Annotated in this window: 12 protein-coding genes; 8 read left to right on the top strand and 4 right to left on the bottom strand. The window is 62.8% G+C overall.

The features are described 5' to 3' along the window. The 3 genes from BVER_RS34980 to proB form a co-directional block, all read left to right on the top strand. On the top strand, window positions 1-203 hold a 203-nt coding region (locus BVER_RS34980), incomplete at its 5' end, for a hypothetical protein (protein WP_232316944.1). Window positions 204-227: 24 nt separating this feature from the next. After that, entirely contained in the window at window positions 228-1,334 is a 1,107-nt protein-coding gene (gene cgtA, locus BVER_RS29430; RefSeq protein WP_050456216.1) for an Obg family GTPase CgtA, read from the top strand. 18 nt (window positions 1,335-1,352) lie between these two features. After that, window positions 1,353-2,471, top strand: coding sequence for a glutamate 5-kinase (gene proB, locus BVER_RS29425; protein WP_050456215.1), 1,119 nt, complete (start codon window positions 1,353-1,355; stop codon window positions 2,469-2,471). Between the two features lie 57 nt (window positions 2,472-2,528). Here the strand turns inward: proB and BVER_RS29420 are convergent, their stop codons facing one another. Then, complete coding sequence (locus tag BVER_RS29420) at window positions 2,529-3,089, bottom strand: CNP1-like family protein (protein WP_050456217.1); 561 nt, start codon at window positions 3,087-3,089, stop codon at window positions 2,529-2,531. A gap of 139 nt (window positions 3,090-3,228) precedes the next feature. Then, window positions 3,229-3,879: an RNA pyrophosphohydrolase gene (locus tag BVER_RS29415; protein ID WP_050456214.1), complete on the bottom strand. Its 651-nt coding sequence runs from the start codon at window positions 3,877-3,879 to the stop codon at window positions 3,229-3,231. Window positions 3,880-4,117: 238 nt separating this feature from the next. Between BVER_RS29415 and BVER_RS29410 the strand changes: the two genes are divergently transcribed. Next, window positions 4,118-5,854: a proline--tRNA ligase gene (locus BVER_RS29410; protein ID WP_050456213.1), complete on the top strand. Its 1,737-nt coding sequence runs from the start codon at window positions 4,118-4,120 to the stop codon at window positions 5,852-5,854. Further along, on the top strand, window positions 5,855-6,454 hold the full coding sequence (locus BVER_RS29405) for a MarC family protein (RefSeq protein ID WP_050456212.1): 600 nt from the start codon (window positions 5,855-5,857) through the stop codon (window positions 6,452-6,454). It begins immediately after the preceding gene. 39 nt (window positions 6,455-6,493) lie between these two features. Here the strand turns inward: BVER_RS29405 and BVER_RS29400 are convergent, their stop codons facing one another. Both BVER_RS29400 and ffh read right to left on the bottom strand, forming a co-directional pair. Then, window positions 6,494-7,045, bottom strand: a complete 552-nt coding sequence (locus BVER_RS29400) for a hypoxanthine-guanine phosphoribosyltransferase (RefSeq protein WP_050456211.1) — start codon at window positions 7,043-7,045, stop codon at window positions 6,494-6,496. Window positions 7,046-7,165: 120 nt separating this feature from the next. After that, window positions 7,166-8,533: a signal recognition particle protein gene (ffh, locus tag BVER_RS29395; protein WP_050456210.1), complete on the bottom strand. Its 1,368-nt coding sequence runs from the start codon at window positions 8,531-8,533 to the stop codon at window positions 7,166-7,168. 111 nt (window positions 8,534-8,644) lie between these two features. Here ffh and BVER_RS29390 point away from each other — a divergent pair, with 111 nt between their 5' ends. The 3 genes from BVER_RS29390 to ampD are packed head-to-tail and all read left to right on the top strand — an operon-like array spanning window position 8,645 to window position 10,512. Continuing rightward, on the top strand, window positions 8,645-9,556 hold the full coding sequence (locus BVER_RS29390; protein WP_050456209.1) for a cytochrome C assembly family protein: 912 nt from the start codon (window positions 8,645-8,647) through the stop codon (window positions 9,554-9,556). 27 nt (window positions 9,557-9,583) lie between these two features. Then, the gene (locus tag BVER_RS29385; RefSeq protein WP_050456208.1) at window positions 9,584-9,910 is read left to right on the top strand and encodes a PP0621 family protein; all 327 of its coding nucleotides are present in this window, start codon (window positions 9,584-9,586) and stop codon (window positions 9,908-9,910) included. Next, window positions 9,907-10,512 (top strand): 1,6-anhydro-N-acetylmuramyl-L-alanine amidase AmpD, encoded by a 606-nt coding sequence (ampD, locus tag BVER_RS29380; RefSeq protein WP_050456207.1) that lies wholly within the window; start codon window positions 9,907-9,909, stop codon window positions 10,510-10,512. The genes BVER_RS29385 and ampD overlap by 4 nt, the downstream gene beginning before the upstream one ends. Window positions 10,513-10,664 lie beyond the last annotated feature (152 nt).

Here is a 10,664-nt window from a genome sequence, read left to right as displayed (position 1 = left end):
TGGCATGCCTCGCCTCACATAACCTCAACTTCCCGAACCGCCCGGTGCGGACCCGCACGCCGGGTGGTGTGGCAGGGTGGTGTGGCAGGGGACCGGCCAGCTTGCTGGCCGCCCCTATGCCGATCATTGGTGCGCCGAAATCGCGCATCGAAAGAATTCAGGATTTAACGGTGACCGGCCGCGCCGGTCGCGGCAAAATATAAGGCAAACACGGGACGGAGCAACGCATGAAGTTCATTGACGAAGCGAAGATTGAAGTCATCGCCGGCGACGGAGGCGATGGCAGCGCGTCGATGCGCCGCGAGAAGTTCGTCCCGTTCGGCGGACCGGACGGCGGCGACGGCGGGCGCGGCGGCAGCGTCAACGCGATCGCGGATCGCAATATCAACACGCTGATCGACTACCGGTTCTCGAAGAAGCATCAGGCGCGCAACGGCGAAAACGGCCGCGGCGCCGATTGCTACGGCAAGGACGGCGACGATATCACCTTGCGCATGCCGGTCGGCACGATCATCACGGATCAGGAAACGGGCGAGCTGATTGCCGACCTGACCGAGCACAATCAGGAAGTCCAGGTCGCCAAGGGCGGCGCGGGCGGTCTGGGCAATCTGCATTTCAAGTCGAGCACGAACCGCGCGCCGAGACAGAAGACCGACGGCAAGCCGGGCGAGCGCCGCATGCTCAAGCTCGAACTGAAAGTGCTCGCGGACGTCGGTCTGCTCGGCATGTCGAACGCGGGCAAGTCGACGTTTATCTCGTCGGTGTCGAACGCGCGTCCGAAAATCGCCGATTACCCGTTCACGACGCTCGCGCCGAATCTCGGCGTGGTGCGCGTCGGGCCGAGCAAGAGCTTCGTGATCGCGGATATTCCGGGCCTGATCGAAGGCGCGGCGGAAGGCGCCGGTCTGGGCCATCGCTTCCTGCGTCATTTGCAGCGCACGGGCGTGCTGCTGCATCTCGTCGATCTCGCGCCGTTCGATGAAAACGTCGATCCGGTCGTGGAAACGCGCGCGATCGTCAACGAATTGCGCAAGTACGACGAGTCGCTGTACGAAAAGCCGCGCTGGCTCGTGCTGAACAAGCTCGACATGATTCCCGAAGACGAGCGTCAGGCGCGCGTCGACGATTTCATCGAGCGATTCGAATGGGACGGCCCGGTGTACGAGATTTCGGCGCTGACGGGTCAGGGCTGCGAAGCGCTGACCTACGCGATCTACGACTACATCTCGCAGCACTCCGACGCCTCGCGTGCGGCGGAAGCGGAAGATCTGGCGGCGGACGTGCGTTTCCGCGACGAACAGAGTCAACAGCAGGCCAACAAAGAAGACGAATAACCGAGGAGAAAGCGCACGATGCGTTCGGTCATCGCCGCTGCGAAGCGAATCGTAGTGAAGGTCGGGTCCAGCCTCGTCACCAACGACGGGCGCGGTCTCGATCACGCGGCCATCGGCCGCTGGGCATCGCAGATCGCGGCGTTGCGGGAGCAGGGCAAGGAAGTCGTGCTGGTGAGTTCGGGCGCGATCGCCGAAGGCATTCATCGGCTGGGCTGGAGCAAGCGGCCACGCGAAATCGACGAATTGCAGGCGGCGGCCGCCGTCGGCCAGATGGGCTTGGCGCAGGTCTACGAGAGCAGCTTCGGCGCGCATAACATCCGCACCGCGCAGATTCTGCTCACGCATGCCGATCTGGCCGATCGCGAGCGCTATCTCAACGCGCGTTCCACGTTGCTGACCTTGTTGCGCCTCGGCGCGCTGCCGATCATCAACGAAAACGACACGGTCATCACCGACGAAATCAAGTTCGGCGACAACGACACGCTCGGCGCGCTCGTGGCCAATCTGATCGAAGGCGATGCGCTCGTCATCCTCACCGATCAGCGCGGTCTTTTCACCGCCGATCCGCGCAAGGATCCGAGCGCGACGCTGGTCGAGCAGGCCGACGCCGGCACGCCCGAACTCGAAGTGATGGCGGGCGGCGCGGGTTCGAGCCTCGGTCGCGGCGGCATGCTGACGAAGATTCTCGCGGCCAAGCGCGCGGCGCACAGCGGCGCGAACACGGTGATCGCGAGCGGCCGCGAGGCTGACGTCTTGACGCGGCTGGCGTCGGGCGAACTGATCGGCACGCAACTGATCGCGCGCACGGCGCGGATGGCGGCGCGCAAGCAATGGATGGCGGATCACCTGCAGGTGCGCGGGCACGTCGTCATCGATAACGGCGCGGTGCAAAAGCTCACCGACGACGGCAAGAGCCTGCTGCCCATCGGCGTGATCGATGTGAAAGGTGCGTTCGATCGCGGCGAAGTGATCGTCTGCGTGAACGATCAGGGGCAGGAAGTGGCGCGCGGCATCACCAATTACAGCAGTTCGGAGGCGCGGCTGATTCATCGCCGGCCGAGCGGCGAGATCGAATCGGTGCTCGGCTATATGCTCGAGCCCGAGTTGATCCATCGCGACAATCTGGTGCTCGTCTGAGCTTCGACGAAAAACCCGCCGAGCCGCAAGGCCGGCGGGTTTTTTCTTAAACAGCGATCAGCGCGTGTTGATCGACGTTTGCGTGCGCTTGTAGCGAATATTGTTGACGATCACCTTCGCCGTGCCGACCGGCAGCTTGTTCGCGCAGAAGTAGTCCTGATAGAGCGCCGCCTGATACGCGTTCAATTCGCCGTTTTCGATACGCTTGAATTCGAACGCCGTGCCGCGATCCCAGCCGTTGCCGTCTTCGTTGATGCTCGCATAGCGACGCCATTCGTAGGTATCGCAGCGAATGCCTTCGTAATTCACGTTGCGCGCGCCGCTCGGGCTCGACGCGACCACGGTGTAACGCACCACGCCGTCACTGCCGATAGAAATCGAATTTTTGTCGACGGAGAAGGTCAGCGGCGTGTTCTGCGAAACGGTGAACTGCAGCAGATCTGAATCCTGCGGCAGCGGCGGCAAGGTATCGACCTTGTTTTCGACCCAGTTCGGCTTCTGGTCGAGCAGATAGGCGAAAGCGCTGTCGTCCTTGTTGCTCGGTTGCTTCGAACTGGAACAGCCGGCGAGCACGGCAATGGCCGCGGATGCCGCGATGACCGCGAATGAGGCGTTGATTTTCAATTGGGCGATCCCGAAAACATGCGCGCGAACCGTGTGGCTCGCCGCGCGAAACAAGCAGGAACGGCACGGCAAGAATGTCGCCGTGCCGCCGCTCAAAGACTGATTGAGAGTTTTGGACCAGAAAGCGCGACGATCATTCGCACGGAGATGGCCGCACGATGATGCGCACTTCCTCGCTGACCGAGCATTCTGCCTGAACTGCGTTACCGCCCGCAGTAACAGTCGCGGTCTCGATCGTCATCGACTGGAGCACGCGTGGATAGCGTGATCCATGATGCGCGGCGCGCTCACCGCGTTCACCGCGGGAGTTGGTCCGCCGCAAGAAGCGGGATAGCTCGGTGAGAGCCATTTGATAAACGTCGCGCTTGAACTCGATGACCGCATCCAGCGGTACCCAATACTCGTTCCAGCGCCAGGCATCGAACTCCGGATGGTCCGTCGCGCGCAAGCAGATGTCGCAATCGCGTCCCACCATGCGCAGCAGAAACCAGATCTGTTTCTGACCGCGATAATGGCCGCGCACCTCGCGCTTGATGAACTTGTCCGGCACCTCATAACGCAGCCAGTCGCGCGTGCGACCGACAACTTTCACATGCTCAGGCAGCAAGCCGGTTTCTTCGTGTAACTCCCGATACATCGCTTGCACTGGGGTCTCACCGTATTTGATGCCCCCTTGCGGAAACTGCCAGGAATGTTCACGCAGCCGCTTGCCCCAAAACACTTCGTTGCGCGCGTTCAAGAGGATGATGCCGACGTTCGGGCGAAAGCCGTCACGATCCAGCATACAGCCACCTTCAAATCCTTTAAAATTGCTTTGATTATAAACAGTTATTGGTCCCGGCGCACTGGCACCAACCCCAATTCGGGGCACGATTTCACACGCCTGTCAGACAAGCTTTGCCAGCGGATTGGGAAGACGGCAAAATCTCCCATTCGCTGAATATTCCGTTTGTTCACCTTTGTTTCGCCTGGTTTTGGCGTCATTTCCGCACGAAGCCGCGCGCCGCTTTTGGAAAATTTGAATGAAAGCATCCCGGTTCTTCATCGGCACTCTCAAGGAAGCGCCCGCCGACGCCGAGATCGTCGGCCACAAGCTGATGATGCGCGCCGGCATGATCCGTCGCGTGGCCGGCGGTATCTACGACTATTTGCCGATCGGTCTGCGCTCGGTGCGCAAGGTCGAAGCCATCGTGCGTGAAGAGATGAACCGCGCGGGCGCGCTCGAACTGCTGATGCCCGCCGTGCAGCCCGCCGAGTTGTGGCAGGAATCGGGCCGCTGGGAGCAATACGGCCCCGAACTGCTGCGTTTCAAGGATCGTCACGAACGCGATTTCGTGATGGGCCCGACGCACGAGGAAGTCGTGACGGATATCGCGCGCCGCGAGCTCAAGAGCTATCGCCAGTTGCCGGTGAACTTCTACCAGATTCAAACCAAGTTCCGCGACGAAATCCGTCCGCGTTTCGGCGTGATGCGCGGCCGCGAGTTCATCATGAAGGACGCGTATTCCTTCGATAAGGACAAGGACGGTCTTGCCGAGTCGTATCGCAAGATGTACGACGCTTACGTGCGCGTCTTCACGCGCATCGGCCTGGAGTTCCGTGCGGTCGCGGCGGATAACGGTTCGATCGGCGGCAGCGGTTCGCACGAGTTCCACGTCATCGCCGAGACGGGCGAGGACGACATCGCCTATTGCCCGACGTCGGACTTCGCGGCCAACGTCGAAGCGGCGGAAGGCTTGCCGCTCATCGCGCCGCGCGCCGCGCCCGCGCAGGAACTGAAGAAGACGCCGACGCCCGGCAAGGCGAAGTGCGAGGCGGTCGCCGAATATCTGAACATCCCGCTCGAAAGCACGATCAAGTCGATCATTCTCGCCACCGACAACGAAGGCGCGGAACCGACCATCTGGTTGCTGATGCTGCGCGGCGATCATTCGCTGAACGACATCAAGACCGGCAAGCTGCCGGGCCTCGCGGGCTATCGGTTCGCGACGGAAGCCGAGATCGTCGAATGGTTCGGCACGCCACCGGGCTATCTCGGTCCCATCGGCACGAAGAAGCCGGTGCGCGTGATCGCGGACCGCACGGTCGCGAACATGAGCGATTTCGTGGTCGGTTCGAACGACGTCGATTTCCACACGACCGGCGTGAACTGGGGCCGCGATCTGCCCGAGCCGGAAGTGGCCGATATCCGCAATGTCGTCGCGGGCGATCCTTCGCCGGACGGCAAGGGTGTGCTCGAAATCTGCCGTGGCATCGAAGTGGGCCACGTGTTCCAGCTCGGCACGAAGTATTCCGAGGCGATGGGCGCGACCTTCCTCGACGAAGGCGGCAAGCCCGCGCCGATGCAGATGGGCTGCTACGGCATCGGCGTCACGCGCGTGCTGGGCGCGGCGATCGAACAGAACTTCGACGATCGCGGCATCATCTGGCCGGAAGCCATTGCACCGTTCGAAATCGTGATCTGCCCGATGGGCTACGACCGCAGCGACGCCGTGCGCGAGCAGGCCGACAAGCTGTACGCGACGCTGCAGGCTGCGGGCATCGACGTGATCCTCGACGATCGCGGCGAGCGTCCGGGCGTGATGTTCGCGGACTGGGAACTGATCGGCGTGCCGCATCGCATCGTGATCGGCGATCGCGGGCTGAAGGAAGGCAAGCTGGAGTATCAGGGTCGCCGCGACACCGAAGCCACGCTGCTGCCGGTGGACGATGCCGCGAATGTCGTGATCGAGAAGGTCCGGGCTGCGCTCGCGAAGTAAATGCAGTACAACTTTTTGTCGGCGACGATCCTTCTGCTGCTGATCACGGATCCGCTTGGCAACATTCCGATCTTCATCAACGCGTTGCGCGGCGTCGCTTCCGAGCGGCGTCGCGTGGTGATTCTGCGCGAAGTGGCGATCGCCTTCGTGATCCTGCTGGTCTTCATGATGGCGGGCGATCGCTTTCTTCGCGCGATGAATCTCACCGATGTGTCCTTGCGCATCGCGGGCGGAATCGTGCTGTTTCTGATCGCGCTGCGCATGATCTTCCCGCATCCCGATGGCCCGATGGGCGGCGATTCGCGCGGCGGCGAACCGCTGATCGTGCCGCTGGCGATTCCGGCGCTGGCCGGTCCGTCGGCATTGGCGACGGTGATGCTCCTGACGTCGCAGGCGCCGGGCAAGATGTTCGAGTGGATCGGCGCGCTGACAGTGACGATGATCGTCTGCGCGATCGTGCTGATTCTCGCGGAGAAGATTCAGCAGTGGCTCGGCGAGCGCGCGGTGACGGCGTTCGAGCGCTTGATGGGATTGGTGCTGGTCGCCATTTCAGTCGAGATGATTCTGACCGGCATAAAGACGTTCGTGCATCAGCTATGAAAAAAGCGGCCTCGGCCGCTTTTTTTCGACAGCGCGTTTTCAAGCGCCTTCGGTCAACGCCCGGATCGTGGGCAGATTGCGCCAGTATCCCTTCGCATCCATCCCACAGCCGAACACATAGCGGTCCGGCACTTCGAAGCCGCAAAAATCCGGACGCAGCGGCTTGGCCTTCGGGATGACCTTCTCGCACAGCACCGCCGACAGGAATTGCTTCGCGCCCATCGCCATGATGCGGTCGCGGATCGCGGCCATCGTTTCGCCTTCGTCGAGGATATCGTCGAGCACGAGCACCACGCGATCCTTCACCGATTCGGCCGGCGCCACGCGCCATTGCATCTCGCTGCCGCCCTTGATCGCGTTGCGGTAACGCGTCAGGTGGATGTAATCGAACTCGAGCGGGAAATCCAGATGCGGCAACAGCATGCCGGTGAACACGGCCGCGCCGCCCATCACCGATAGCAGCAACGAAAAGTCGTCTTTCGTCGCGGTCTTGATGTCCGCAGCCATGCGTTTGATCGACGCGTTGACCTGATCGGCCGTAACGATCTCTTCGGAGTGGCTGAAAATGTGGAGCGCTTCTTCGCGGTTCATAGGGCAGCGGGGAAAGACTGACTTCTAGTGTGGAAAAAAACGACGGCGTGCGCCATATGATAAACTCGCGTTTCTTTCGCCATGAAAGACGAAAAAAACGCGGGTTCGATGGAGCGCCGTTTAACGCATGCCGGGCAACATGCCCTTCATGCCGCGCATCATCTTTTGCAGATTGCCGCCCTTGAGCTTTTTCATCATGCCGCGCATCTGCTCGTACTGGTTCAGCATGCGGTTCACTTCCTGAACATGCACGCCCGCACCCGCCGCGATCCGCCGTTTGCGCGCCGCCTTGATCAATTCGGGCTTGGCGCGCTCTTTCAGCGTCATGGAGTTGATGATGCCTTCCATGCGGCGCATCTGCTTTTCCGCGTTGTTCATGTTCGCGCCTTGCGCGGCTTGCTGGAACTGCGCGGGCAGCTTGTCCATCAGCGACGAGAGGCCGCCCATGTTCTTCATCTGCGCGAGCTGCGCCTTGAAGTCGTTCAGGTCGAAGTCGCCGCCCTTCTTGACCTTGTCGGCGAGCTTTTGCGCGGCGGCGGTATCGACGCCGCGTTGCGCTTCCTCGACGAGCGCGAGAATGTCGCCCATGCCGAGAATCCGGTTCGCCATGCGATCCGGATGGAACACTTCGAGGCCGTCGAGCTTTTCCGCGACGCCGACGAACTTGATCGGCTTGCCGGTGACGTTGCGCACGGAAAGCGCCGCGCCGCCGCGCGAATTGCCGTCGAGCTTGGTGAGCACGACGCCGGTCAGCGGCAGCGCGTCGTTGAACGCCTTCGCGGTGTTGACCGCGTCCTGACCGAGCATGGCGTCGACGACGAACAGCGTTTCAGCGGGTTTCAGCAGCGTGTGCAGCTCGCTGATCTCCTTCATCATCGCTTCGTCGATACCGAGACGGCCGGCCGTGTCGACGATCACCACATCGTGATAATGACGCTTGGCCCAGTCGATCGCGGCGCGCGCGATATCGGCGGGTTTCTGGTCCGGCTGCGACGGGAAAAAATCCGCGCCGACCTGTTCCGTCACCGTCTGCAACTGACGGATAGCGGCGGGGCGGTACACGTCGACGGAAACGGTGAGCACCTTCTTCTTGCTCTTCTCGCGCAGCAGCTTGGCGAGCTTGCCGGTAGTCGTCGTCTTGCCCGCGCCCTGCAGACCGGCCATCAGGATGACGGCGGGCGGCGCGACCGCGAGATTCAGCTCGACGGCCTTGCCTTCGTAGTCGCCGCCGATGACCGCGGTGAGTTCCTTCTGCACCACGCCGACGAGCGCCTGGCCCGGCGACAGGCTCGACAGCACTTCTTCGCCGAGCGCCTTTTCCTTCACTTTCGCGATGAACTCGCGCACGACGGGCAGGGCCACGTCGGCTTCGAGCAGCGCGAGACGTACTTCACGCAGCATTTCCTGCGTGTTGGCCTCGGTGAGCCGGGCCTCGCCGCGCAGCGTCTTGACGACGCGCGCCATCCGTTGAGTGAGGTTATCGAGCATGGGAAAACGGTAGAGAATGGGGGCCTTGAGCCGTGTCGCGACGATGCCGTGCCCCGCGTTGGCGCAAGGGGGAAGACGTCGCGAGACTGGGGCCTAGTGTAAACTTCGAACATGGATATTGTACTGTATGCCCTCACTGCGCTTCTCTACGGCGGACTCGCCGTAGCGGGCTGGCGCGCGCATCGTCACACGGCCGTGGAGCCGGCGCTGGCGGGCGTGCCCGCGGGCATGGCGCCGGTCGAGCCGCGCTCGAAATCGGCGGGCATGGGCGGCGCGACGCGCGCGCTGCTATTTATAGCGTTGCTCGTGCACGGCGTGCTGCTGCACACCACGATCTTTCCCCAGAACGCGATGATCTTCGGCTTCGCGTTCGCGCTCTCGGCGATGTTCTGGCTCGGCGCGGGCATCTACTGGATCGAAAGCTTTTTCTTTCCGCTCGACGGCCTGCGTCTCCTTGTGCTGCCGCTCGCGTGCGTGGCGTCGCTGATGCCGCTCGTGTTCGGCGGCGTGCGCGTGCTGTCGTATTCCGCCGCGCCGATGTTCAAGCTGCACTTTCTGATCGCGAATATCGCGTATGGCTTGTTTGCCATCGCGGCGCTGCATGCCATCCTCATGCTGCTGCTCGAGCGCCGTCTGCAACGCATGCGCGGCTCTGCGCTGCGCCACGCGGACAACAGCGGCTGGCTGTCGAGCTGGCTCGACGCATTGCCGCCGCTTCTCACGCTCGAAAAGCTGCTGTTCCGTCTGATCGGCGCGGGCTTCGTGCTTTTGACGCTCACGCTCGTCTCGGGCATCGCCTTCAATGAACAACTGGTCGATCGCGCGCTGCGCTTCGATCACAAGACCGTCTTCGCGTTTCTCTCATGGCTGATGTTCGGCGCGCTGCTGACCGCGCGCCGCATCTCCGGCTGGCGCGGTCGCGCCGCGCTGCGCTGGGTGCTGGCTTCGTTCGTCGCGTTGCTGCTGGCTTATGTCGGCAGCCGCTTCGTGTTCGAAGTGCTGCTGCATCGCGCGGTGGTTTGAGCGAACGCACTGAATCCGCCGAACCCGATGCGAAACTTCATCCTTCTGATCGTCATTTTCTTTGCGACGCAATGGCTTCTCAAGAAGCTGCGTCGCGCGAACGCACGCGCGCAAGCCGGCGATCGCACGGCGGGCGGCGCATCCGCGCGCACGCGTAACGGCGCAGGCGCCGGCGCGAACCCCAACGCCGCGCCGAGCGCGCCGCCGCAACTCGCCGATCCGCTGGTCCGCTGCGCGCAATGCGGCGTGCATATGCCGAGCAGCGATGCCATCGTCGCGGCCGGTCAGTGCTTCTGCTCCGCGGGTCACGCGCGGCGCTACGCCGCTCGTCCCACGGGCCGCGACGCGCGATGAACGCGCCGCGCGCGCCGGGCCGTCGCGATCCTCACATCGACGGCGACGGCTGGCTCACGAGCGCGACGCGTCTGCCGTCGCCGAACTTCGAGGCGCGTCCCGATCGCGCGGTGCCGACGCTTATCGTCGTGCACAACATCAGTCTGCCGCCGGACGATTTCAGCACCGACTCGATCGCCCGGTTCTTCCTCAACACGCTCGATCACGACGCGCATCCGTACTTCGATCATCTGCGCGGCACGCGCGTGTCGGCGCACTTCGTGATTCGCCGCGGCGGCGCGATCGAACAGTTCGTTTCCTGCGACGAACGCGCGTGGCATGCGGGCGTGTCGTCGTTCTTCGGGCGCGAGCGCTGCAACGATTTTTCGATCGGCATCGAGCTCGAAGGCAGCGATCATGTGCCGTTCGAGGATGCGCAATACGACGCGCTGGCGGCGCTGGTGCGTATCGTCGTCAAGCGCTATCCGATCGATGCGCTCGCCGGTCACTCGGACATCGCGCCGGGTCGCAAGACCGATCCGGGCCCGCACTTCGACTGGCAACGGCTGCGTCACGAGAGCGCGTTGCCGCCATCCTTTTTCCCATTTCAGTCACACGACTGAGTCATCATCCGGCGCGGCGTAAGGTCTTTCTCGTTGCGGCGCAGCAGCGTCGCGCGCGAGGCCTTGCCGCGTTTGGGCAGAACGAAAGTCAACCCCATGCGGGCAGAAATCAGGCAAATAAAACTTTTTGAGAGTGTGCGGTTGTCCACTAT

Origin of the sequence: Candidatus Burkholderia verschuerenii (assembly GCF_001189365.1) — a bacterium.
In the GTDB taxonomy this organism is placed as follows: Bacteria; Pseudomonadota; Gammaproteobacteria; order Burkholderiales; family Burkholderiaceae; genus Caballeronia; species Caballeronia verschuerenii.
Note: the sequence above shows the minus strand (reverse complement) of the source record. Positions and strands in the feature narration are given on the sequence as shown.